The following is a 25,009-nucleotide window of genomic DNA, read 5'->3' as shown; positions in this document are numbered from 1 at the left end:
AGCTTAAAGCAGGTTTTTAATGGGAAAAGTCATTTCAATTGCCAATCAGAAAGGTGGAGTAGGAAAAACAACTACGGCAATTAACTTAGCTGCTAGTCTGGCAGCAGTGGAACACCCTACCTTGGTAATAGACATAGATCCTCAAAGTAACACTACAAGTGGACTTGGAATCGATTCTAAAACAGTGTCTAGCTCAGTGTATGAAATGATGATCGGTAGTGCGGATATTGATGATACCATCCGTCAAACGGAGTTAGATTTTCTAGATCTGGTACCGGCTCACATTAATTTGGTAGGAGCTGAGATTGAGATGATAGATCGTGAAGAAAGAGAACGCATCTTAAAAAAAGCGATCGAAAGTGTACGAGATAAATATGATTTCATCATTATTGATTGTCCGCCTTCATTAGGTTTGTTGACTATCAATGCTTTAACGGCCTCAGACTCAATTGTGATACCGGTTCAGTGCGAGTATTTTGCATTGGAGGGTTTAGGTCAGCTTTTAAACACAATTAAGATCGTACGGCAACACCTCAATCCTGATTTAGATATTGAAGGCGTTCTGTTGACTATGTATGATACCAGAACAAGACTATCTAACCAAGTCGCAGACGAAGTGAAGCGCTATTTTGATGACCGGGTGTTTAAGGCAGTTATAGCCCGTAACATCCGTCTTGCTGAAGCCCCTAGTTTTGGAAAACCTGCACTTTTATACGATTCTACAAGTGTTGGTGCTAAAAATTACCTTGCGCTTGCCCGGGAGATCATTAAGAGAAATAAAAAGTTATTCAAGAACAGCCCGGTTCTTACAGATTAAGACAGATAAATAGTTATTATGGCTACCAAAAAAGTATTAGGGCGCGGTTTAGGAGCTTTTTTTCCTGAATACCAAGATGAAGGTAAAGCAGGCGAAGAGCCCAAGAAGGAAGGTGTTCAGAAGAGTATCATTAAGCCGGAGGACCGGGTAAACATTGTTCTTTTTGTTCCAGTAGATCATATCCGTAAAAATCCGCATCAGCCCCGCAAAGAGTTTGATGAAGAACGTCTGGATGAACTTGCTGATTCCATAAAAGAGCATGGCTTGATACAGCCTATCACTGTTCGGTATATAGGGGAGAAGCGATTTGAGCTAATAAGTGGTGAGCGAAGGCTGAAAGCTGCTAAATTAGCCGGCTTAAAGGAGATTCCGGCTTTTATTCGTGAAGCAGATGATGAACAAAGTATGGCTTTTGCTCTGATAGAGAATATTCAGAGGGAAGAATTGAATCCGCTGGAAGTGGCTTTGGGGTATAAGAGATTACTTGAAGAGTTTGATTATACTCAGGCTGAAGTTGCCAAACGTGTTGGTAAAAACAGGACTACAGTAACTAATATGTTGCGGTTGCTGAATCTCCCTGATTTTATTCAGTCGGCGTTAAAGGCAAACCAAATTTCGATGGGCCATGCCAGGGCACTTATAACCATTGAAGATGAAGATGTTCAAAAGAAGATATTAGATAAGGTTATTGATAGCGGTATGTCTGTTCGCCAAATTGAAGAGGCTGTTCGTGATGTTTCAAAACCGTCCAGAACTAAGAAAAAGACAGCTTCAACTAATAAGGAAGAACTAGATCCGTTTTATAAGGAAATTTCTGCGCGTTTACGACGTACATTTAGTACTAAGGTAAATATCAACCCAAAAAAGGAAGGCGGAGAAATAAAGATTGAATATTACTCTGAAGATGATCTTGAACGCATACTTGCAATTTTTGATTCGATCGATTAGCATTACACTTTTGTTTGGAGTGTTGATGACCGCTAATGGTTCCGCTCAAAGCTTTTCCTCATCAAAGAGTTTTGTTCCTGTCAATTACCAATTCAAGCCCGCCTTTGAAATTTCAGATTCTTTGCAAACGGAGTTTCCTGATCCTAAAAAAGTACTTCGTCAGTCTTTAATTTTACCCGGATGGGGACAGGTTACAAACAATCAGATCTGGAAGGTGCCTATTGTGTATGGTGTTATAGGTGGGTTGACTTACTACAGCATTCATTTGAATAAACGTTATGGAGATTACCGGGCTGCATATTATAACCTGAATCCCCAATCCCCCGATGATAACAAGTTTGGGCCTACCCCCGGATATATTTCTGAGGACGCAAACCTCGAAGCATTAAGACAAACAAGGAACAATTTCCGAAATAGAAGAGACTTGGTTTTTGTTTTTATAGGTCTTTCATATGCACTAAATGCTATTGATGCCTATGTGTTTGCTCACCTAAGATCTTTTGATGTATCCGATGATCTGTCTATGAACATACAGATGAAGCCGGTGATTATTGCAGCTAGAAAGAGTTCACCGAGTCCGTCAATATCACTTTCTATAAATTTTTAAAAAAATTATGAATAACGAACAAAGAGAATTTCAAAAAAATAATAAGCACAGTGGCTTTGATCGTGATATATGGAGCGTATTCAAGGTAATGGGTGAATTTGTTGAAGGTTATGACAAACTATTTCAAATAGGCCCATGTATTTCCATTTTCGGATCTGCACGAACTAAACCTGATAACGAGTATTATAAATTAGCAGTTGAGACAGCTGAAAAGATCACAAAGAAAGGATTTGGGGTGATCACAGGCGGTGGTCCCGGAATTATGGAAGCTGGAAATAAAGGAGCTGAGCAAGCCAAAGGAAAATCCGTGGGACTGGGAATCAGCTTGCCGTTCGAACAAGGGATAAATCAGCATGTAGACCCTGATTTTTCCATAAATTTCAATTATTTCTTTGTGCGAAAAGTTATGTTCGTAAAATATGCACAAGGCTTCGTTGTTTTTCCAGGAGGGTTTGGTACTTTAGATGAATTATTTGAAAGCTTGACCCTTATTCAAACCAGAAAGATCGATCAAATTCCTATCATTTTATTCGGAAGCGAATATTGGGAAGGTTTGATAGATTGGATGAATAACACGATGAAAGAATGGGGGACAATCTCTGACAAAGATAGTGACCTGTTTCAGGTAACGGACTCTACCGATGAAGCCGTAAAAATTATTTGTGATTTTTACAGTAAGAAGGAACCGATGCCTAACTTTCACTTTTAATTCGGAACATGAAAGCGCTTTCATAGGTTAAAAACATACTATTTCATTAAAAAGGCAGTTATAATTTTAATTTCAGTGTCATTTTTTATTAAATTCGGCGCTGCAACTAACGATCAAAACAAAAAAAGATATGAAGGTTTTAAAAACAAGTTTATGTGCCGCTTTATTAGTTCTTATGGCATTTCAAGTGCAGGCTCAGGATAGAACTCAGGCTGTGCAACTTTATAATCAAGGTTTGGAACAAGCTCAATCAAACGATTATGAAGCTGCCATTTCAACATTTACTCAGGTTATTTCAGTAGCAGAGCAATTAGGCCCTGAAGGTGAAGACATTAAAGGGAATGCAGAGTCTCAAATACCAAAAATGTACTATGGTATGGCAAGAGCTGCTTATCAGGAATTCCAATCAAACCGAGACATAGCGTCACTTGACAGAGCAATATCTGCGTTTAGTGATGTTGTAGAGATCAGTGAAGAATATAATGATGACCGCTATGTAAGTACTGCGAGAGGGGCTATTCCTCAGCTGTATTACAGTAAATCAGTTCTTTACTATAGTCAAGAAGATTTTGAAGCATCAGAAGAAGCGGTTGATGAAGCTCTCAATTTGAATTCAAATTATGCAGCTGCGTACTATCAAAAAGCCAAGATCTTTAAAAAAGTGAATGATACTGATGGTGACGGAATCATTGATGAGGGTGTTGATCAAATGATCGAATGGTATGATCGGGCAATTCAAGTTGCTGGCGCAACAAATAAACCCGATATAGCAGATAGAGCACGTGAAGCAGCTCATGATGAACTATTAGCTGTTGGCACCCGAGCTTCAGAAGATGATAATCTGGATTATGCTCTTGAGACTTTGAATAAAGCATTGGATTATGACGGACAATCTTCAAATGTATATTACCGAATTGCTGAGGCCCATAATAAAGCAGGAAATGCTCAGGAAGCTGTTGATGCCGCAACTCAAGGTCTTGAATATGAGAATGGCGGTAGAACTGACAGAGCTAAGATCTATTATGAGCTTGGATATGCCTATCAAACTCTGAATAATAAATCTGAAGCCTGTGATGCTTTCTCAAATGCGCTTTATGGATCTTTCCGATCTCCGGCAGAGCATAAAATGGAGTTTGAGTTGAAATGCGACTCAACAGCAAACTAAAATTTTGCTTTAAGTGACTTTAAAGCCACGTTCTTTTGAGCGTGGCTTTTTTTATGGAATTATTTTTTAATCCTTTTTATCCAAAACTGGCTTTTGGTATCTTTGCCAACCTTCAGTCATTAATCATAATTTTAATTCAATATTTTTTATGCCTGCTTCCAATCTTGATAATCTCTGTGTAAATACTATCAGAACTTTGTCTATAGATGCCGTTCAAAAAGCAAATTCAGGTCATCCTGGTATGCCAATGGGAATGGCTGATGTAGCTTATGTGCTTTGGACCAAGTTTTTGAAACATAACCCCAAGAACCCTGATTGGTTTGACAGAGATAGATTTATTCTTTCTGCCGGTCATGGATCCATGCTGATCTACAGCCTATTGCATTTAACCGGTTATGATCTGAGTCTTGATGAGATTAAAAATTTTCGTCAGATGGGAAGCAAGACTCCCGGGCATCCCGAATATGGCATGACTCCTGGTGTAGAAACTACAACCGGCCCATTAGGACAAGGATTTGGAACCGGGGTTGGAATGGCTATGGCAGAGCATTTTTTATCTGCCAAATTCAATAAGGAAGGGCATAATATTGTTGATCATTACACTTATGCTATTGTAAGTGATGGTGATCTGATGGAAGGAATTTCCCATGAATCTGCATCTATGGCGGGACATATGGGCTTAGGGAAATTGATCTATTTATATGATTCAAACCGGATATCCATTGAAGGTTCTACCGACCTGGCTTTCACAGAAGATGCAGTCAAAAGATTTGAATCCTATAACTGGTATGTAGTTGAAATTGACGGTCACGATCATGATCAGATCAACGATGCAATTAAGGAAGCTCAGTCTGTTACTGACAAACCATCCATCATTATATGCAAAACACATATTGGTTTTGGAAGCCCGAACAAACAAGACAGTGAGTCTTCTCATGGTTCTCCCTTGGGAGAAAGTGAAATTAAATTAACTAAAGAAGCTTATGGATGGGATCCGGAGAAAAAATTTCATATCCCGGAAGAAGCACTTAATAAGTTCAGGGAAGCTGTTTCTAATGGGGAAAAGGCAGAGGAAGATTGGAATAGCAGATTAGCAAAATATGAAAGCTCATTCAGTGAAGAAGCAAGCGTCTTCAATAAATGGAGAAACCGAGCATTATCCCCTGAACTGGAAAAGCATCTTCCCATATTTGAAGCAAATGAAAAAGGTATGGCCAGCCGTGCGGCATCAGGAAAAGTGATCAACGCCATTAAGGATGAGGTACCTAATTTATTTGGAGGCTCAGCTGATCTGGGAGGGAGCACAAAAACTGATATTGAAGACTATGGATCTTATGTAGTTGATTCACCGACTGGACGAACGGTTCACTTTGGAGTTCGTGAACATGGGATGGGAGCGGCTGTAAATGGAATGGCTTTGCATGGCGGAATGATTCCGTATGGAGCAACTTTCTTTGTTTTTACCGATTACATGCGACCGGCTATTCGCTTGGCTGCTCTTATGAAAGTGCCGTCTATTTTTGTTCTTACGCACGACAGTATTGGCTTGGGAGAAGACGGACCTACCCATCAGCCAGTAGAGCATCTTGCAAGCTTAAGAGCAATGCCAAATGTAACTGTTTTACGCCCCGGTGATGCCAACGAAACATCGTATGCCTGGAAGTCTGCGCTTGAAAATACTACAGGTCCAACCTTGTTGGTGCTCACACGTCAGAACTTGCCTACTCAGATCAGATCGGAAGAAAATCCTGCGAGCCTGGTACAAAAAGGTGGATACATATTTTCGGACTCCAATAAAGAAATCCCCGATACAATATTTTTAGGGACCGGGTCTGAACTCCAATACGCTATCGAAGCTAAGAAGAAGCTTGCTGATCAAGGCGTAGATGCCCGTGTGGTAAGTATGCCAAGCTGGGAGCTGTTTGAGAAGCAAGACGCTGCTTACAAAGAGAATGTGTTGCCTAAAGCGGTAACGAATAGAGTTTCCATTGAAGCCGCTGCCACCTTTGGCTGGGAACGTTATGTGGGAGCAAGTGGTACTGCAATTGGGTTGAACACTTTTGGAGAGTCTGCTCCTTATGAAGAGTTGTATGATCACTTCGGTATCACAACTGAAGCTGTTGTAAAAGCTGCACTGAGTAAGTAAACAGACCAATGAACTATTTTGATGGGCGGTGGATACATGTAAATGTAACATCGTCCAATGGGTCCACTGAGCCGATAAAAGATTCAAGAGAAGACTGAAGCTTACCAATGATCGTTTTGGCGTGAAGTGAACCATAGATCTCCATGAGTGATTCTATACGTTCTTCACCATATTCTTCACCACGGTTATTACGGGCTTCATTTAAACCATCGGTATAAAATAAGACCGAATCGCCGGGCTTGAAATGAAACTTCTTCACTTCCATGTTCTTATCAAGCAATTTGGTAGAGGTCATGCCTAATGCAAAACCGTTGGATTTAAGTTTAAATGTAGTATCTCTTTCTTTGTAGTAATAAATAGGAATATTATGCCCGGCCCGGATATACTCAAAGTGTTCTTCATCATTCGGGAAGAAAGCAACACAACCCGTGACAAAGGTTTTGTCTTTACTGTTGCTTTTGATGTAGTTATTCAGCTGAAGGAAAAGCTCTTTTGGATTCGGTTCTTCCTTTTCAATGATCATGCTTACCAATGCCTGAAGGCGAACCATATATAATGCAGCACTAAGTCCTTTACCGGATACATCTGCTATAACAACATACGTTCCTTTGTCAGTTTCGATTACATCAAGATAATCTCCGCCCACTTCTTTGGCTGTGTGGGCAAAGGAATAGACCTCAAGATTCTCTTTATTAAGGGAAGTGCCGGGAAGTAAACTCAACTGAATTTCACGGGCAAGATCGATCTCTTTTTGAACATCAGACTTTTCCAGCAGCTCGATCAGCAAAAGCATAAACATGGATAAAAAACCAAAGGGCAATAGGAGGTCACCGATCAGGAAATATTCAAGTATTCCAAAAAAGTTGAGCAGGTAATAAGCCACAAAGCTCACAGAGCCAAGCCCAAAAATTAAGCGTCTGGTTGGGTTTAACCTCTGGGTAAGATCTGAAAAAAGGCGAAGAAACTTAACATGTCCGGGAAGTTGCTGTCCCTGTTGCCGCTCAATATCTTCTACGGCTTCTTTATAAACTAATTTAAGCCGCTCTGTATCTGCGGAAAGCTCTTTAGAAAAGCGTTCACGGCTCATGCCGGAAACATATTCTTGATAGAATCTTTTAGTGTTGTAACCGGATTGCGCTTCGTTTTTTAAACCCAATGAAGTACGTGATCTAAATTTATGTTTTATGCTTCTTCGTAATAATAAACAAAAAGTTTTGTTTTATTCAGATTGGTTGCGAAGAAAGCTCCACCGAAATACAATTCCTTATTTCATTTGAATTTGAGTAGTATCGGAGGGGACGTTTTGAGGTATAACCCGATCATAGACAACCCAGGCATCTCTGAAAAAACGTTTAACGATGTTTGAGAATTGAATTGCTTTTTCACGCTCGTGAAAATCACCAACATGTACCCTGTAATAAGGAGCTCTGAAAAAGACATAAGTTTCTGGTTGATAATTAGCAATAGTTGTATCAGCCCAGGCTCTGAAGTTTGCTGCGGTAGTATCCGCACCGGTTACGTCTTGACCTGAGTATATTTGAATCCGATACCCCTCATAAAGATCTTTTTCAACTTTCTGTTCAACTTTCATTCGGTTGAAAGCTTCAGGAATTTCATTCTCACGGTAATTATATGAGTCAGAAAGCTGGGTTCTGTAAGATTGCAGGTCTATGCCTGAAGTTGTTACTTCTTCAGTGTAGTTTTCTTTGATATCGTCCATAGCTTCTTCAACGGTTTGCTGTGTTGTTGAACAGGCCACAGCTATCACTAGTAATAAAAATATGGGTAGGTATCTCATTGTATGCATTTAGTATCCAACGGGGTGCCAGGTAGTTTTAGTTTCCTGAAAATCAGTTACAAAATAGGGTGTTTGAGCTTCTTCACTATACCAATCTCTGACCGGTCGTTTTATAACTCTTTTTACGTTAAGTGAAGCATTCTCATCTATCATTTTCTTCATTTCTTTTGGGAGTTCATCAGTATAACACATGGCATTTACATCCATATGTGTACTAAAATGTTCCGCTATTTCTTCACGATAACCTGTTAGAATATTAACTACACCTCCAGGAACATCTGAAGAGTTTAAAACTTCTGCAAAACTAATGGAAGGCAGTGGAAATTCTTCAGAAGCTAAGATCACGCAAGTATTTCCCCCCGCTATTATTGGGGCTATCAAGGATACTAGTCCAAGCAAAGGGCTTTTTTCAGGGGCAAAAGCTGCAACCACACCGGTCGGTTCCAGCATACTAAAGTTAAAATGTGAGCTTGCCACTGGATTGATACTTCCAAATACCTGCTGGTATTTGTCGGTCCATCCCGCATAGTAGATCAAGCGGTCAATGGCTGTATTGATATCAGCTTCGGCTTCTGAGGTTTTAAAACCTATTGGGCCTAATTCCTGCATAAATTGAGCACGACGGTCTTCCATCATTTCGGCGATACGATAAAGAATCTGTCCACGATTGTAAGCACTTCTGCTACTCCATCCACCGAAGGCTCCGCGTGCTATTTTAACAGCATCCCGAAAGTCTTTTCTGGATCCCTGACATGCATTGGCCAGCAGGTTTCCATCACTGTCAACTGCTTTATAGGTGCGGCCGGATTCACTGCGGGGGAAATCTCCCCCGATATACATTTTATAGGTTTTCTTTACGTCAATTCTTTGTTCTGCCATGATCGGTGTCCTTTATAATTAGTTTTTGATGTATGCTGCCAGTCCGTGCATGCCGCCTTCTCTGCCAACGCCGCTTTCTTTGTAGCCGCCAAAAGGAGAGGTAGGGTCAAATTTATTATAGGTATTTGCCCATACTACGCCGGAGCGCATCTTGCTGCCCACCTTGAAGATCTTAGAGCCTTTATCGGTCCATATACCGTTAGCCAATCCATAAGGAGTGTTATTTGCTTTTTCAATGCCTTCATCGGCAGTGCGGAAGGTTTGAACAGTAAGCACCGGACCGAAAATTTCTTCCTGAACTACACGGTTTGATTGAGATACATTGGTGAAAAGGGTGGGACGTATGAAATATCCGTTTTCCGGAATTTCGCATTTGGCCTGATAGATATCGGCACCTTCTTCGACTCCTAATTCCAGATACTTGTTTACAGTTTCAAACTGCTCCTTGGAGTTAATTGCTCCGACGTCGGTATTTTTATCCAAAGGATCGCCTACGATCAGGGTTTCAAGCCTGTCTTTAAGTTTCCGAATCACTTTATCAGCTACACCTTCTTGCACTAACAATCTGGAGCCGGCACAGCAAACGTGTCCCTGATTGAAATAAATTGCGTTAATAATACCTTCTACTGCCTGATCGATAGGGGCATCTTCAAAGATCACTAAAGCACCTTTTCCTCCAAGTTCCAGAGTGTATTTCTTGTCGGTTCCTGCCAGAGATTTCTGAATGATCTTTCCAACGTTGGTTGAACCTGTAAACGCGATCTTATCAATATCCTTATGATTTACGATCTCTGCTCCGGTTTGTCCAGCACCGGTTACAATGTTAACGACTCCTTCCGGGAGCCCGCAGTCTTTCACCAATTCGGCAAATTTAAGGGCGGTAAGGGACGTTGTTTCAGCGGGTTTCAGAACAACGGTATTTCCTGTGGCGAGCGCAGGAGCTATTTTCCATGCGAGCATCAGCAATGGGAAGTTCCAGGGAATGATTTGACCACATACCCCGTATGGCTCCGGTTTTTTACCGGGGAATGCATACTCAAGTTTATCTGCCCATCCTGCGTAGTAAAAGAAATAGGCGGCAACTAAAGGGATATCCACATCACGGGATTCGCGGATGGGTTTCCCGCCATCCATGCTTTCCAGAACAGCAAACTCTCGAGCACGTTCCTGCAGCATACGTGCAATTCGGTAAATATACTTACCACGCTCTTTAGCTGAAATACGCGACCATTCCCCCTCATAAGCCTTTCGTGCAGCTTTTACGGCTTTATCGATGTCCTTTTGAGTAGCTTCCGCAAATTCAGTGATCTCTTCTTCGGTCGCAGGGTTCGTACTCTTGAAATAACGGCCTTTGGAGGGTTTCACGAATTTACCGCCAATGAATAATTCGTAGCGTTCTTTTATTTCTGCAAAATCAGAATCTTGAGGAGCGGGGGCATATTCCCAGACAGACTCAAAGTCCAACTTTGAGTTGGGTGAAGTAGGTTTGTAAGGGGCTTCTTTGGTTTCAGTGTTGGACATGATTATTGGTCTAAGTTCAAAAGTTCTTTTTGAGGGTATGAATCAATCATTACTAAAGTAATCGAGAGACTGGTAATGCCCTGTTTCTTGTTTTACGATCTGCATGAGAAGATCATTTGTAAGAGAACTGGCTCCGAAACGGAAATAATCTTTATTCAGCCATGCAGCACCAAGTGTTTCTTTTACTATAACTAAATACTGGATCGCTTGTTTCGCAGTTCTGATTCCACCGGCCGGTTTCATCCCGATCATTTTATCTGTCTCATAATAGAAATCACGAATGGCTTCCAACATCACTAAAGTTACGGGCTGAGTTGCTGCTGGACTAACTTTTCCGGTTGAGGTCTTAATGAAATCAGCTCCGGCATGCATGGCAAGGTCACTTGCCTTACGGACATTCTCAAGGGTGTGAAGTTCCCCGGTTTCCAGTATCACTTTCAAGTGAGCATCTCCACAGGCTTCTTTCACAGCAGCTATTTCATCAAATACGAGATTGAACTCACCATTCAAAAAAGCTCCCCGGCTTATCACCATATCAATTTCGTCAGCCCCTTCTGAGACAGCAAACTTCGTATCTTCCAGTCTCATTGACAGGGGAGCCTGGCCACTTGGGAATGCCGTAGCCACACTAGCCACATTAATATCGGTATCTTTTAATTCTTTCTTTGCAACACTGACCATACGGGGATATACACAAACTGCAGCTACCGTTGGCAGGTCGGGTATGGCAGGGTGAGGCTGACGGGCTTTCTTACAAAGCTGAATCACTTTTCCGGGAGAATCACTTCCTTCGAGCGTAGTATGGTCGATCATACTTAAGGCTAATTTCAATGCCTGCACTTTGGAGCCTTTTTTAATACTTCTGGAATTAAGACGAGCCACACGTTCTGTAACTCCAATCTCGTCAATAGGTATAGTCTGATTAAAATCAGGGTGTTTCATGTTGTTAAATTGATTCTGAAGATCTTTTCAGGAAGGTAAGAAATCTTAGGGAAAAGCTTGGGTTTCTGCATTCAATTAGGAAGAAATTATTATGGGGTTATTGTGAGATAGAGGGTTTTTTTGTTAATTCATTGAGATTCATCGGTTAATAGATAATCGTCAATGGTACAAATGAAAGTTCTAATCATAAATATGAGGACAAAAGTATGGAAATGGCAGCAATAAACTGGCTGTAATAGCCGCTTCATTAGTAGGGTTTGCAATCGGGTTTGTATGGTATGGCCCTTTATTTGGGAAGCCCTGGATGGCAGCCGTAGGGATGACTGAAGAAGATGCTCAAAATGGAAATATGGGAAAGATCTTTGGATTCACTTTCGTGTTTCAATTTATTATGGCTTACTGCCTGGCTATGTTCTTCGGCGGTGAGGTTAATGCACAAGAGGGAGCTTTCTATGGATTCCTGACCGGCTTTGGGTGGGTGGCAATGGCTATAGGAGTGAATGCACTGTATGAGCAAAAATCCTGGAAATATATTTTTATTAACGGTGGTTTTTGGTCGGTTGTTTTCACTTTGATGGGATTAATAATCGGGGGGTGGAAGTAACGATATTGTCGGAAAGAGCCTTTTAGGTCAACAGGCTCTTTTTGATCATAGTCAGAGCTAAATGTTATCTTCAAATTCTTCCGGCGCCTCTGCCTCGCGAAATATTTCAGCTGCATCTGCGAAGCGGGAAGCCAATCCAACCATCACCAGTCGATCTCCCGGTTCAAGTTTAAAATCTCCGGCAGGATTTCCAACATTCTTATCTCCTCGATTAACGGTTAGAACGGTGATCTCATAGGTATTTCTTAGCTTGAGTTCCGATAGTGTTTTTCCTGCTGCAAAAGACCCGTTTCTTACCAATACTGCCCGGGTATGTAATCCTTCTTCATCTAATCCCTGAAGTACCATGAGGTGTGCCTCTTGAATACTTCCTCTCATTATCTGATAATCTTCAGCACGCAATTCATTTATATGCTGCTGAATTTCTTCTTCCGGGATCATGTAAGCATTCAACACACTTGAGAATAAACGAACGGTAGTTTCCATTTCTTCCGGCACAACCGTATCGGCACCTGCCTCTTCAAGGAAATCAGCCTCAGCAAGGTATCTGGTTCTTACAATGGTCTGTATAGTGGGGTTCAGATATTTTGCGAGTTTAATGATACGCGGACTCACATCAGGATCATTGATAGCGATGACGCAAAGTTTGGCCTTGTACACCTGAGCATGTTCCAGAATATGAGTTCGGGCTGCATCACCGTAAACGGCGTTGATACCTTCATCATGCATTTCAGTAACAGACTTTGGATTCATTTCTATCACGATGAATGGAATACCGGTTTCTGTAAAAACCTTAGCTAAATTTCTTCCCGCCGGTCCATATCCAATAAGTATTACATGGTCTTCAAGATCAATTTCCTCTTCCGGGGTTTTTGATTCTTTCCTTTTTTCTCCAATCTTATTCAGAGGTGTTTTTGAAAGTAGCTCTCCGACACGTGGACTTATGTGCAAGAAAAGAGGGGTTAGAAGCATGAGCAGAACTGAAACGGCAATAAAGGTTTGAGATCCGATCTCACCAAAACCACCCGGAGTTAGGCCTGCTGTACGGCCAGCCCGCTCCAATACAAATGAAAATTCACCAATCTGAGCCAGCACCAATCCGGTAGCAGCCGCAATTCTTATGGGATAGCCAAGTACTAACAAACTGATGGAGCTTAATATGAATTTCAAAACAAGAACGCCGGCAGCAACTCCCAGTAACAATAGGGGGTAGTCGAGCACGAATTGCAGATCTAAAAGCATTCCCACAGAAACAAAGAATACAGCATTGAAAATTGTTTTTAGTGGGAGGATCTCACTCAAAGCATGATCACTGTAGTGACTTTCACTAACTACCAAACCGGCTAAAAAAGCACCCAGTGCCAAGCTTACATCAGCAAGGTTAGTAAGGGCTGCGGTTCCAAAGCATATGGCCATCACGGTTAAAATGAATAGCTCTTGTCTTCGGGTCTGAGCAACTTTCTCAAGGATCCAGGGGACGACCTTACGGGCAAGTACTACTACCACGGTGATGAGCAGAGCGGCTTTGCCGAGCACAATAAATACATCTGCAGTTGAGTCACTTTCACCTGAAAGGATAGGAATAAGGAGTACCATAGCGATAATAGCCAGATCCTGAAATATTAAAACTGCAAGGGATAATCGGCCGGTAGGCGTATCAGTTTTGCCTTGCTCGCTAAGCAACCCAAGGATGATGGCAGTAGAACTCAGCGCAACCAGGCACCCGGTATAGACAGCTACTTTCCATTCAACGCCAAAAAAGATAAGTATGCCAACAACTGCAGCTACAGATAGGGAGACTTGCAGCCCTCCACCAACAATGATAGCATTTTTGATACGAGCGAGTTTCTCTAAACTGAATTCGATCCCAATGGTAAACAGAAGCAATATTATACCGATCTCAGCGAGCATGTCTACCAATTCGATATCCTGAACCAGACCTAGAGCATTGGGTCCGATAATCACACCTGCGATCAAAAAACCTGCAATAGGAACTAATTTAATGCGATAACAAATGTATGCAATAAGGACGCTGACGAGAAACAGTGCAACGATCTCATTTAGAAAAGGGAGGCTTACCGCAAATACCATCGAAAGAAAATTTTAAACTTGAAATTGATTTGCAGGAAGATATTGAATCCCCATCGGTTATTGAAGCTTAGTTTTAGATTAGAGCTCTCAGCTTCAGATCAATCTCGATATGCAGTGAGATGATTCAAGAAAACTAAGAGCTGGAATCTGTTTACTAAGTGGCTAGTTTTTATATCGATCAAACCAACCTGTGATGTAACCTACTTTTCGGAACAGGTTACTTGGCTTGGCATAAATGCTGTGGCCTGAACCGGCAATACGAACCATAGTTGCATCAACACCCTGGAGTTTGAGTGCAGAATAATACTGCTCCGTTTCACTCATAGGTGTTCGGTAATCCTGTTGGCCTGTAAGCAGCATGGTTGGAGTAGTAACATTACCCATCAAAGAAATAGGAGAACGCTCCATATATTGCTCAGGATCATCCCATGGTTTTTCAGTGAACCAGTATTTACTGAAGAAAGAAATACCATCAGCGGTTAGTACAAAGCTATACCAGTTGATGACAGGTTTTGCCACTACAGCTGCGGCAAAGCGATCGGTCATACCGATACTCCAGGCCGTTAAAACTCCACCACCACTTCCTCCTGTAATGAATAGATTATCTTCGTCTATATACCCCTGGTCGATCACATAATCTGTTGCATCCATCAGATCGTTGTAATCTTCACTCGGGTAATTATTATTGATATATGCTGCAAAATCAGCTCCGTAACTTGTACTTCCACGAGGGTTAGTATAAACGACCACGTATCCGCGACTTGCCATGAATTGAAGTTCCGGAGAGAATCGAGGACCATAATTGGTATGTGGGCCACCATGAATTTCCAGAATCATGGGGTATTCTTTGTTAGGATCAAAATCTGGAGGAGTAATGATCCAACCCTGAGTTTTAAAATCATCTACAGACGATTCAACCCAAAATTCTTCAACATTACCTACTTTCTTAGCTTTGAAAAGTTCTGCGTTCAGGTTGGTTAATTTCTTATTAGCCATTCGGGTGGGGAAATGTCCAACTGCTAATTCGCTTGGCCGGGTTGCAGATACTTCAGAATAAGCAAATCGGCCGTTATTGGCTACAGAATATGAACCTCCTCCATAAGGGCGACCTGTTGAAGCACCGCCAAGGTTTTGGGCGATTTGGGTAAAGTCACCGTTAAGTTTGATGTTACCTACTTTACTGTTTCCTTCTTCATCATAGCGGAAAAAGAGAGAGCTGCTATTTGATGCCCATGTAATTGAGGATATGTCCTGTTCCACATCATCAGAGATCATTCGAAGATTTGAGCCGTCACGATCCATGATGTAGAGCTTTGTTAACTGATAACCAAGAAACTCATCTTCATATCCGGTATAAGCGATCAATTCCCCATTTGGTGAAACCTTGGGACTGCTGTGCGGACCTCTTTTATTGGTCAGCCGCGTCATTTCCCCGCTTTCGATATCCATTTCATAGATCTGTTCATTATTGGGATCGAGATCGGCATTTCCGGAACGGTCTGCAGTAAACAAGATATTTCCGTCAGGTGTCCAGTATGGAGACCCGTGATTGTAGTCACCTGATGTAAGCTGACGTGGTGCACCTCCTTCAGAAGAGATCACAAATATATGTGTATACCCATCTTTAACGTATCCTCCGCCATCTCTTCGATACGTTACTTTATCGATCACCTCTGCATTTTCTTCCCATTTAGCTCCCTCAGGCCGTGCAGGCATATCAGGTCTAATCGAAGAAGGAGAGCCAGGAACAAATTTAGAAAATAGAAGCATAGTTCCATCAGGAGACCAGCTTAGGTTTCCAGGGCTTTCCGTTAAGTTGGTTATAGAAGTGGAAACACCGGTATCCATCCAACGAATGAAGATCTGGTTTGAACCTTCTTCAGAAGAAGTATAAGCTATACGGTCTCCGCTTGGGGACCATGAAACACTTCCGTATCCGGTTTTACCCGATGTTAGCGGCCGATGTTCTTCTCCGGAAAATGAGATGGACCATAGGTTTACAAATCGGCGGTCTGTTATTACATCATATTGATGACGCTCGTATATGATCGTATTTCCATTGGGAGAGATTTCAGGGTTAGCGACCATTTGCAGGTCAAATAGATCCATATAATTGAAATAGGATTCATCTACCTGAGCGTGAGTATTAATGCTCGAAACAAAAGCAAAAACAATGAAGAGGAGAAAGTATCTTTTGATCATCATGGAACTGAATTAAGTTGGGATGTTGATTAGTTACAAACTCAAAAGTGAAGTTTAATAAATTCTGATAAGTGTTACAGAGCTATACATCGATGTATCTATAAAAAGGTCTCGTCTGATTCACCCTTAACCGGTCCCACAATTTCTTTGGTGATCCAACCGCCATAAAAACCTCCGGGTTGTGGTTTTACATGTTCTCCATTCACGTAGCAAAATGCCTTTGCAGGGTAGAAGCACAAATATCCTTTGATCTTGGAGAATTCGGACTTGGGTTGAGGGTAAGACCAGGCCGCCCGTTCTGCGATTTCACCATCAACTTCAATATTCCAGTAAATGGCATCGCCTTTCCACTCACAACGGGATTCTCCGGTCGTCTTTTTAAGGTAATCCATGTTAAGATCAGTTTTCGGGAGATAGAAAGTTGGAGGGCTTGCTGTTTCCAACAACCTGATCGCATTCATAGATCGCCCAATGATCTTATTGGCAAATATGATGAGAATTTCCCTTTCATCGGTAACCAATTTTGGTGGACGGGGATAATCCCATACCGATTCTTGTCCTTCTTTTGGTTTGTGTGCAAAATCAGGTCTTTTCTGCCCGTAATATTCCCACCCCGATGAATTTAATTTACCTTTGGCCGAAGAATTATTCATCAATAGAATCCATTATCATTAGTTAAGTAAGTATATGGAAAAATTCAGTATTGCTGCAAAGCTGACCCATAACAGATAAGGCAGAAGCAACCACGCAGCCCACGGTTTTATTTTCTTAAAATGAAGAATTGTAACACTTATAGCAATCAGAAGGCAAAGAATCTCTATAAAAGCAAAAAGTGGATTTTGATATCCAAAGAAAAGGTAGGACCAGATGCCATTTAGTCCTAATTGGACAGCAAAGAGATTGAGGGCTTTTTTTACCTCGGGTCGATGTGCTCCTGCTTCCCAAATTGCAGCTCCTGAAATTCCCATTAAGGTATATAAGACAGTCCATACAGGACCAAAAAGCCAATTGGGAGGATTAAAAGATGGTTTGTTAAGTTGAGCGTACCAACCGGGAATGGCGTCAAGAGTGACACTGCTAGCCAGTAAACCAACTCCATTACAGATGAGAATACCTATAGTGATCTTTACCCAATATGGAATGTTAGAAAGATTCATTGTTCCATAATACCAACAAGAAAGGGTAAAATCGAATGCTGTTTGTTAATACCTAATAAATTAACAGTGTGTTAAAGAGAGAATACCAAAAGCCCTATGAAAGAAATAAAGAGCAGTACAATTTTAAGCTTTTGGATCTTCTCTGCGTGATCGGATTCCTGATTGAGATAATCTTCTATGATTTGATCAGTGATCATGGTCTTTCTTTTTTACGTACAAGAGCATTTTATTCCAAGAATGTTACACTTTTAAAGCTCATTTCTTATTAGAAAGTTTTGAGAAAGGGTGGCTTTGGAGAGGAAAAGTAAGATCTAATCATTAAGTAGGACTTAATGATTGGAGAATTTTTGAAATTTTTTTGTAAGGAATTGTTCTGAACTAACTCTTACATTGCAAACAAATAATCAAAAATCACAGGATACGTTATGAGTTCACTTAATAAAGCGATGATAATTGGCAATCTGGGGCAAGACCCGGAAGTACGATATACACAAGCGAACACAGCCGTTGCTACATTGAATATTGCTACCAGCGAGCGGTATAAAGACAGCAATGGGGAATATCAGGAAAATACCGAATGGCACCGTGTAGTTGCCTGGGGGCGAACAGCTGAAATTTGTCAGCAGTACCTTACCAAAGGCTCCAAGGTTTATATAGAAGGTCCTATTCAGACACGACAGTGGGAAGACAAGGACGGACAAAAACGGTATACCACTGAGATCAAAGCACTGCGTATGGTAATGCTTGACAGTAAAGGCGGGAATGCCCAAGGTGGCGGACAGCCGCAAGGTCAAAACCAGAATCAGGGCGGTAGTAAGCCTATGAGCAGCAATGTAGAACTGGACAGTAACTTTGATGATATGGACGACGACCTTCCATTTTAAGTCAGGCTTACATGCACAAAATTACAAACGGCATGGGGATTCCCGTGCCGTTTTTTATTTGTAGCTCAGGTTAAGCTAAAATCTTATATTTTAAGTCATACATCAGAACAGCGATCAACCTAATTAAACAAACACTTTCATTGGATACACTCGAAGATCCTTTCAGTTTTGTAAAAGACTCACTTCAAATTCTGGCAGACAGCAGTTCTGTATTAACAGGTTTAGACCCCGTTGTATTAGGTATTCAACTTTTGGTACTGTTTTTGGGACTGGCTTTTTCTGCCGTATTCTCAGGATCTGAAGTAGCACTGTTCTCCCTCGCCAATCGTATGGAAGACCTGAAGCAGGATGAGACCATGGGTTCTGCTGATGACCGCATTATCAAAATGCTGGATAAACCAAGACGGTTACTAGCTACTATTTTGATCGGTAATACCTTCGCTAATATCGTGGCTTCAGTGTTGGCTGCAGTAATTACGGGTGATATAGTTGCTGCTTTTGGATTGTCAGAGGTTATTGTCTTCTCTATTGAGGTAATTGTACTCACATTCATGATCCTGATCCTGAGTGAGATCACCCCGAAGATCATTGCCATTAATAACCCACTTAAAGTATCACGAACAAACAGCGCATTTATATACTCGCTCTTTATTCTGCTGAAGCCGTTCTCAAAGCTGATCGCGGACAGCACCATCAGCCTGGAGCGCTACCTTCCCAAGCCCGCCAGTAAAATGACCTCTGAAGACATTCGTACTATGGCAGAGGTGAGTGAGCAAGAAGGTTCTATCAAAGAAGACGAGCGTGAGATCATTGAAAATGTGATCGGATTTGGAAGTATCACCGTTCGTGAGATCATGACTTCACGGGTGAATATTATTTCGGTATCCATCGATGAATCTCTGCAGGATGTGTTAACCAAGATCAGGGAAAATGGGTTGTCGCGAATGCCCCTGGTTGAAAATGATTTAGACAATATTCTGGGAGTACTCTATGCAAAAGATGTACTTCCATATTTGAATGCAGAGGAAGAGGAACCGTCATTAAACTGGAAGACGATCTCACGAAAAGCTCTTTTCATTCCTGCAACGAAAAAACTTGATGACCTGCTCCGGGATTTTCAGCAAGAGAAAACCCATATCGCCATTGTTGTAGATGAATATGGAGGAACAGAAGGTATTGTGACGATGGATGATATCCTGGAAGAAATTGTAGGTGATATCACAGACGATTCCGGAGAGGAAGAAAGCCTGTACACACGTTTCAAAAGCGGGATCTATATTTTTGATGCCAAGATCGACCTCGATGATATGGAAGAGGTCCTGGATTGTGAACTTACCAGCGATGAAGATGAATATGAGACTCTGGGAGGATTGATATATCACTTGACAGAAAACCTGCCAATGGTAGGAGAACGCATGACCTTCAAGAATCTGGAAATGACGGTTCACTCCGTAAAAAATAACCGGATCAAAAAGGTGCGCGTGAAAGTAGAGAATGTTGAAGAAGTAAATACACCGACTGACTGAGTCAATGGCAAACGTACCAGATGTAAAAGAGAATTTTGACCTTAAGGATAACAATACCATGGGGGTTCGTGCCAAGGCACGGTACTTTGCCTCAGTAACTTCTGCTGATGAACTAAGGCAGCTTTTATTGCAACGAGAGTATAAAGTGATCCCAAAATTAATGCTTGGCGGTGGAAGCAATATTCTGTTTGTTAACGATTTTGAAGGACTTGTGATCCATTTGAATATCAAAGGCAGAGAGATCCTTGAAGAGAACAACAAGGAAGTTTTGTTTAAGGTGGGAGCGGGTGAGAACTGGCATGAGACCGTGAAATATGCTGTTGATAACGGATGGGGCGGAATCGAAAATCTGTCCCTGATACCGGGATCTGTTGGTGCTGCACCCATTCAGAATATCGGAGCCTATGGGGTAGAATTGGAGGACGTATTTGAATCACTGGAAGCTGTAGATCTTGATACCGGAATCAGTAAAACCTTTGATAAGTCATCATGTGAATTTGGATACAGGGACAGTGTTTTCAAGAATGAGTTCAAAGGGAAGTATATCATTACCCAAGTAACACTGAGGTTACAAAAAGATCCCGAAGTGAATACGACTTACGGGGCTTTATCCAAACATCTCGAAGAGAAAGGGATATCGAATCCCGGAATCAAAGACATAAGTGAAACGGTCATTTCGATCCGCCAGAGTAAGCTTCCTGATCCTGCTAAAATTGGGAACACCGGGAGCTTTTTTAAGAATCCGGTGATATCCTCGGAAACATTCGAAGAACTTCAGAAAGAATATCCTAAGATCCCGAATTACCCGGCCGGAGAGGAGGTCAAAATACCTGCAGCATGGCTTATAGATCAGTGTGGATGGAAAGGGAAACAAATCGGGGATGCCGGAGTTCACAAAGTACACGCATTAGTTATAGTAAATTATGGAAATGCCACCGGCGCCGAGATCATTGAACTCGCTGAAAAGATCAGGCATTCTGTATTTGAGAAGTTTGGGGTTAAGCTAATTCCTGAAGTGAATATTGTTTAGGATCGAAAGAAGAGTATATTTTTGTACTGTTGTAAGGAAAGAAATCATATCAATTAAAAGAGATGTCAAAATGAAGATCAGGCCAATATTTATATCTATTGTAATTATTGCATTTTTAGGGCTGAACAGTTGTGTTACCCTCGAGCAAAATCCTGTTTCAGGTAACAAGCGTGCTTTTGGCTATACCTGGGAGCAAGAGGTACAGATAGGGAAAGATGCTGACAGTGAGATCATAGCTCAGTACGGACTTTATGAAAATGAAGAATTAACTAATTATGTATCTGATCTTGGACAATCTTTACTCGAAGTAAGTCACTTACGAAGAGAAGATACTCCCCAAAAATTCAGAGAGACAGAGTTCACCTTCCGTGTGTTAGACAGCCCTGTGGTAAACGCTTTTGCGCTGCCCGGAGGATATATTTATGTAACCAGAGGATTACTCGCCCACCTTAATAACGAAGCACAGCTTGCCGTGGTTTTAGGACATGAGATCGCCCACGTTGCGGCCCGACATGCTTCTCAGCGAGCGGCTACCCAGCAATTCGGACAGCTTGCTGTAATTGGAGGAGCTATTATCGGTGAATCCCTGGGATATGACGGCGGAAGTATCCTGCAGCTCAGTGGCCAGACAGCACAGTTGCTTTTCCTGAAATACGGAAGGGATGCCGAGCGGGAATCAGATGCACTTGGCGTAGAGTATTCTGCGATGAAAAATTATCAGGCTGCCGAAGGTGCTGACTTTTTCACTTCACTGAAACGGATCTCTGAAACACAGGGTGGAGGAATTCCAACCTTGCTTTCAAGTCACCCCGATCCGGGAGAGCGTGAAGAAACCATTCCTCAGCTTGCGCAGGAATGGGCTGAAAGGGGATACGAGCAAACCATTCTTGATAAAGAAGAATTTATGGGCATGATAGAGAATATCATGTTTGGGGATAATCCAAGACAAGGATTTGCAAGAGATGGCATTTTCTATCATCCTGATCTTGAATTCCTGTTTCCGGTACCGTCCGGATTTGATCTGTACAATCAGCCAAGTGCAGTGATCATGGTAAATGAAGACCAAACTGCCATCTCTCAATTCACCTTAGATTCTGAAAATGAAAGTCCCCGGACATCAGTGCAAACATTTTTGGCACAAGAAGGAATAACCGTTGAAAGTCAGACCGAGTATGCCGAAGCCGGAATGAATGGCTACCGGGGAGTGGCCACTGCTGCCACCCAGGATGGCAGTGAACTTAAGCTTCAGCTTACAGCTATTGAATATGGCGGATATATCTACCGATTCCTGAGTTATACTTCTGCTGCCGGGTATGAAAATTATGAAGCCCGCTTCAACTCTATACCATCCGGTTTTCAGGAGCTGCAGGACGAATCTATTTTAAATATCGAACCGGTGCGGCTTGAACTGATCACGGTCTCAGAATCAGGGATATTCAGTGAGTTCCTCCCGAACGAACTTCCCATGAACATCGAACCTATTGACGTAGCGATCATCAATCAGGTTGAACTGGATCAGACCATTGAAAGAGGTACCGTGTTGAAGATGCCGGTTCAGTAACAAATTCAAAGAAGGGCAAATACGGGCTTAATCTGTTCATTTAAAATCCTATCTTTGGGCTGAATTTTTAATCCAACGTATATTTCATGATCTCTCGCTACTCTCGTAAAGAAATGTCCGATCTGTGGACCGATGAAGCACAATTTCAAGCCTGGCTGGATGTGGAACTTGCCGCATGCTGGGCCTGGGCCAAACTCGGCAAGATCCCCATGGAAGACGTGGACAAACTCTACGAAAATGCCGGTTTTGATGTAGCCCGTATCAAAGAGATCGAAGCTAAAACCCGTCACGATGTGGTGGCTTTCACCCGAGCCGTTTCCGAAACACTGGGTGATGAAAAGAAATGGGTGCACTACGGACTCACCTCCACCGATGTAGTAGACACCGCCTGGGGCGTTCGGCTTAAAAAGGCTAACGTGATTCTGCTGGAAGGCCTTGAACGCATCGTGGATGTACTGGCCGAAAAAGCCAAAGCGCACAAATACACCGTGATGATGGGGCGGACCCACGGCATCCACGCCGAGCCAACCACCTTTGGTTTAAAGTGTGCTCTCTGGTATGCGGAAATGAACCGAAATCTGGAGCGATTTAAAAAAGCGGCAGATGATGTGGAATTTGGGAAGCTATCCGGATCGGTCGGGACCTTTGCAAACATCCCGCCGGAAGTTGAAGAACATACCTGTGAGAAATTAGGATTGAGTCCGGCGCCGATTTCAACTCAGACCTTGCAGCGCGACCGCCATGCCTATTATCTCTCCACGCTGGCGCTGATCGGCTCAACCATGGAGAAGATGGCCGTGGAAGTCCGCCATCTGCAGCGCAGTGAATTAAGGGAAGCCGAAGAAGCCTTCCGAAAAGGGCAGAAGGGATCCTCTTCCATGCCGCACAAACGAAATCCCATCAGCTCCGAGAATATCTCCGGTTGCGCCCGCGTACTTCGCGGATATATGGTCACCGCTTACGAGAATATCCCGCTTTGGCATGAACGCGACATCTCGCATTCCTCAGCTGAACGGATCATCCTGCCCGATGCCACCACACTGCTCGACTATATGCTGAACCGCTTCGCCGGAGTGATCGAAAACCTCGTAGTATTTGAGGACAACATGGAAGCCAATATCTGGAAAACACAGGGACTGGTTTTCTCCCAACGGCTCCTCCACAAACTCATCGACAAGGGCATGCCTCGCGAGCAAGCCTACGATACCGTGCAGCCTTTGGCAATGAAGTCCTGGGAATCACAAACGCTGTTCAAGCCCATCGTGGAAGCTGATTCGACCATCACTGAAGCCTTAACCCAGGAAGAGATCGATGAGGCCTTCGATCTGGAGCACCACACCCGGTATGTGGATGTGATCTTTAAGCGTGTTGGACTGGAGTGAGGGTAGTTTTGAGTTTTTAGTTATGAGTGATGAGTTGGAGTAACCTTGAAGCGTGCGAAGCTCCTTCAAGCGTTACGGGTCTGAGGCCAACCCCGAATGCTCCGGCTTCCCGTGCCATTCCTTCAAAAATCGTTAATCACCGTTCGTTAATCGCTAATCAAATTTGTTAGCTTCGGTTTCCCATACCTTGGAAAGACTAATTTCTGTATTCACCTTCCTTGTTCTTTTGTGCCGACAAAAGAACCTAAAACTCCCGACTGCGAAAAAAGAGCTAAAGCTGACTCCACTCCGCTAAAAGAAATCAATGCTCCATCACCGGGCTTGCAGGTAAGTTGGCTACCATGCGGTTTGATTTCTTTCTTAACGCTTCATTCCGCCATCTTCTTAACGCTATTTTTTCTAAGGTCGAATAATGTGATTCCCTTTGTTTCTGAAGGAGTAATAAAGGTTAGCTTCATTTATTTTGCACTTAAATTGTAACATTTTCTCTGCTTAATACTCTTAGATTTATAACTACGATAATATATCGTTAGCGGTGAAACGCTTTTGGGTGTGTATAGCTCATCCATTGGAAGGACATTTTTGACAGGTAAAAAGGCAATGACTTGTTAAAAACATAAACCTAAAACCATATATATATGAAACAACCAATGGAAAACGCGTTGCAGATAGCGCAGGAAAATCTAAAAGAAATACGAACGGTAACTGAGTGGGCAGAAAAGATGGGGTATAATTGTCCGAAGTATTTTTCACGGAATTTTAAAAGGCTTCACGGCACTCCACCAAAACAAAAGCTTATTGAATTTAGGATAGAGAAATTTCATGAGATTGTAAAAGAAAATCCCCAAAAAAGCTGCTTTGAGATAGGTTTCGAGCTTGGTGTTGGAGATGAGAAAGACCTTAACAGGTATATAAGAAAGCATACCGGAAGACCACCAACTGAGTGGAAAAAAAGGGGAGTATTATCGAGGAGTAAAAAAAGCGATGAAAAGTATTTGTCTTAATAGTTTATACAAATTAGACTGAAAAGAGAGATTTAA

At 42.2% G+C, this 25,009-nt stretch carries 23 protein-coding genes; 13 read left to right on the top strand and 10 right to left on the bottom strand.

The window, feature by feature from the left end:
* Positions 1–19: 19 nt before the first annotated feature.
* The 6 genes from ACFSVN_RS08390 to tkt all read left to right on the top strand — a co-directional run bounded on the left by ACFSVN_RS08390 (position 20) and on the right by tkt (position 6,392).
* Positions 20–817, top strand: a complete 798-nt coding sequence (locus ACFSVN_RS08390) for a ParA family protein (protein ID WP_390300950.1) — start codon at positions 20–22, stop codon at positions 815–817.
* Between the two features lie 18 nt (positions 818–835).
* On the top strand, positions 836–1,765 hold the full coding sequence (locus ACFSVN_RS08385; protein WP_390300948.1) for a ParB/RepB/Spo0J family partition protein: 930 nt from the start codon (positions 836–838) through the stop codon (positions 1,763–1,765).
* Positions 1,740–2,372: a DUF5683 domain-containing protein gene (locus ACFSVN_RS08380; RefSeq protein ID WP_390300946.1), complete on the top strand. Its 633-nt coding sequence runs from the start codon at positions 1,740–1,742 to the stop codon at positions 2,370–2,372. Before ACFSVN_RS08385 ends, ACFSVN_RS08380 begins: the two co-directional genes overlap by 26 nt.
* Before the next feature lie 7 nt (positions 2,373–2,379).
* Positions 2,380–3,081: an LOG family protein gene (locus tag ACFSVN_RS08375; protein ID WP_390300944.1), complete on the top strand. Its 702-nt coding sequence runs from the start codon at positions 2,380–2,382 to the stop codon at positions 3,079–3,081.
* Positions 3,082–3,211: 130 nt separating this feature from the next.
* Complete coding sequence (locus ACFSVN_RS08370; RefSeq protein ID WP_390300942.1) at positions 3,212–4,246, top strand: tetratricopeptide repeat protein; 1,035 nt, start codon at positions 3,212–3,214, stop codon at positions 4,244–4,246.
* Positions 4,247–4,394: 148 nt separating this feature from the next.
* Positions 4,395–6,392 carry a transketolase gene (gene tkt / locus ACFSVN_RS08365; RefSeq protein ID WP_390300940.1) on the top strand — a complete coding sequence of 666 codons (1,998 nt, stop codon included), beginning with the start codon at positions 4,395–4,397 and terminating at the stop codon, positions 6,390–6,392.
* A gap of 13 nt (positions 6,393–6,405) precedes the next feature.
* Here the strand turns inward: tkt and ACFSVN_RS08360 are convergent, their stop codons facing one another.
* From ACFSVN_RS08360 to deoC, 5 genes are all read right to left on the bottom strand, one after another.
* Positions 6,406–7,479 (bottom strand): PP2C family protein-serine/threonine phosphatase, encoded by a 1,074-nt coding sequence (locus ACFSVN_RS08360; RefSeq protein WP_390300938.1) that lies wholly within the window; start codon positions 7,477–7,479, stop codon positions 6,406–6,408.
* Positions 7,480–7,656: 177 nt separating this feature from the next.
* The gene (locus ACFSVN_RS08355) at positions 7,657–8,190 is read right to left on the bottom strand and encodes an SPOR domain-containing protein (RefSeq protein WP_390300936.1); all 534 of its coding nucleotides are present in this window, start codon (positions 8,188–8,190) and stop codon (positions 7,657–7,659) included.
* A 9-nt stretch (positions 8,191–8,199) separates the two neighbouring features.
* The gene (locus tag ACFSVN_RS08350; protein ID WP_390300934.1) at positions 8,200–9,069 is read right to left on the bottom strand and encodes an aldehyde dehydrogenase family protein; all 870 of its coding nucleotides are present in this window, start codon (positions 9,067–9,069) and stop codon (positions 8,200–8,202) included.
* 18 nt (positions 9,070–9,087) lie between these two features.
* Positions 9,088–10,590, bottom strand: coding sequence for an aldehyde dehydrogenase family protein (locus ACFSVN_RS08345; RefSeq protein ID WP_390300932.1), 1,503 nt, complete (start codon positions 10,588–10,590; stop codon positions 9,088–9,090).
* Positions 10,591–10,632: 42 nt separating this feature from the next.
* Positions 10,633–11,532 (bottom strand): deoxyribose-phosphate aldolase, encoded by a 900-nt coding sequence (gene deoC, locus ACFSVN_RS08340; RefSeq protein ID WP_390300930.1) that lies wholly within the window; start codon positions 11,530–11,532, stop codon positions 10,633–10,635.
* Positions 11,533–11,758: 226 nt separating this feature from the next.
* Here deoC and ACFSVN_RS08335 point away from each other — a divergent pair, with 226 nt between their 5' ends.
* Positions 11,759–12,136 (top strand): DUF1761 domain-containing protein, encoded by a 378-nt coding sequence (locus tag ACFSVN_RS08335; protein WP_390302321.1) that lies wholly within the window; start codon positions 11,759–11,761, stop codon positions 12,134–12,136.
* Between the two features lie 57 nt (positions 12,137–12,193).
* Here ACFSVN_RS08335 and ACFSVN_RS08330 read toward each other — a convergent pair whose 3' ends face one another.
* From ACFSVN_RS08330 to ACFSVN_RS08310, 5 genes are all read right to left on the bottom strand, one after another.
* The gene (locus ACFSVN_RS08330) at positions 12,194–14,227 is read right to left on the bottom strand and encodes a cation:proton antiporter domain-containing protein (RefSeq protein ID WP_390300928.1); all 2,034 of its coding nucleotides are present in this window, start codon (positions 14,225–14,227) and stop codon (positions 12,194–12,196) included.
* A gap of 162 nt (positions 14,228–14,389) precedes the next feature.
* A complete protein-coding gene (locus tag ACFSVN_RS08325; RefSeq protein WP_390300926.1) occupies positions 14,390–16,432 on the bottom strand; it encodes a S9 family peptidase in 2,043 nt (680 codons plus the stop codon).
* A gap of 95 nt (positions 16,433–16,527) precedes the next feature.
* Positions 16,528–17,082: a DUF427 domain-containing protein gene (locus ACFSVN_RS08320; protein WP_390300924.1), complete on the bottom strand. Its 555-nt coding sequence runs from the start codon at positions 17,080–17,082 to the stop codon at positions 16,528–16,530.
* Positions 17,083–17,100: 18 nt separating this feature from the next.
* Positions 17,101–17,586, bottom strand: a complete 486-nt coding sequence (locus ACFSVN_RS08315; protein ID WP_390300922.1) for a TspO/MBR family protein — start codon at positions 17,584–17,586, stop codon at positions 17,101–17,103.
* Positions 17,587–17,657: 71 nt separating this feature from the next.
* Positions 17,658–17,783 carry a hypothetical protein gene (locus ACFSVN_RS08310; RefSeq protein ID WP_390300920.1) on the bottom strand — a complete coding sequence of 42 codons (126 nt, stop codon included), beginning with the start codon at positions 17,781–17,783 and terminating at the stop codon, positions 17,658–17,660.
* Positions 17,784–18,011: 228 nt separating this feature from the next.
* Here ACFSVN_RS08310 and ACFSVN_RS08305 point away from each other — a divergent pair, with 228 nt between their 5' ends.
* The 6 genes from ACFSVN_RS08305 to ACFSVN_RS08280 all read left to right on the top strand — a co-directional run bounded on the left by ACFSVN_RS08305 (position 18,012) and on the right by ACFSVN_RS08280 (position 24,973).
* Positions 18,012–18,470 (top strand): single-stranded DNA-binding protein, encoded by a 459-nt coding sequence (locus ACFSVN_RS08305; protein ID WP_390300918.1) that lies wholly within the window; start codon positions 18,012–18,014, stop codon positions 18,468–18,470.
* A 140-nt stretch (positions 18,471–18,610) separates the two neighbouring features.
* The gene (locus ACFSVN_RS08300) at positions 18,611–19,996 is read left to right on the top strand and encodes a hemolysin family protein (RefSeq protein WP_390300916.1); all 1,386 of its coding nucleotides are present in this window, start codon (positions 18,611–18,613) and stop codon (positions 19,994–19,996) included.
* A gap of 4 nt (positions 19,997–20,000) precedes the next feature.
* The gene (murB, locus tag ACFSVN_RS08295) at positions 20,001–21,026 is read left to right on the top strand and encodes a UDP-N-acetylmuramate dehydrogenase (RefSeq protein WP_390300914.1); all 1,026 of its coding nucleotides are present in this window, start codon (positions 20,001–20,003) and stop codon (positions 21,024–21,026) included.
* Between the two features lie 70 nt (positions 21,027–21,096).
* Complete coding sequence (locus tag ACFSVN_RS08290) at positions 21,097–22,587, top strand: M48 family metalloprotease (RefSeq protein ID WP_390300912.1); 1,491 nt, start codon at positions 21,097–21,099, stop codon at positions 22,585–22,587.
* 86 nt (positions 22,588–22,673) lie between these two features.
* A complete protein-coding gene (gene purB / locus ACFSVN_RS08285) occupies positions 22,674–23,969 on the top strand; it encodes an adenylosuccinate lyase (protein ID WP_390300910.1) in 1,296 nt (431 codons plus the stop codon).
* Between the two features lie 650 nt (positions 23,970–24,619).
* On the top strand, positions 24,620–24,973 hold the full coding sequence (locus tag ACFSVN_RS08280; RefSeq protein ID WP_390300908.1) for a helix-turn-helix domain-containing protein: 354 nt from the start codon (positions 24,620–24,622) through the stop codon (positions 24,971–24,973).
* Positions 24,974–25,009: the final 36 nt, after the last annotated feature.

Origin of the sequence: Gracilimonas halophila (assembly GCF_042684365.1) — a bacterium.
Taxonomy (GTDB): domain Bacteria; phylum Bacteroidota; class Rhodothermia; order Balneolales; family Balneolaceae; genus Gracilimonas; species Gracilimonas halophila.
The sequence above is the reverse complement of the archived record's forward strand: the minus strand, read 5'-3'. Positions and strand labels throughout refer to the sequence as shown.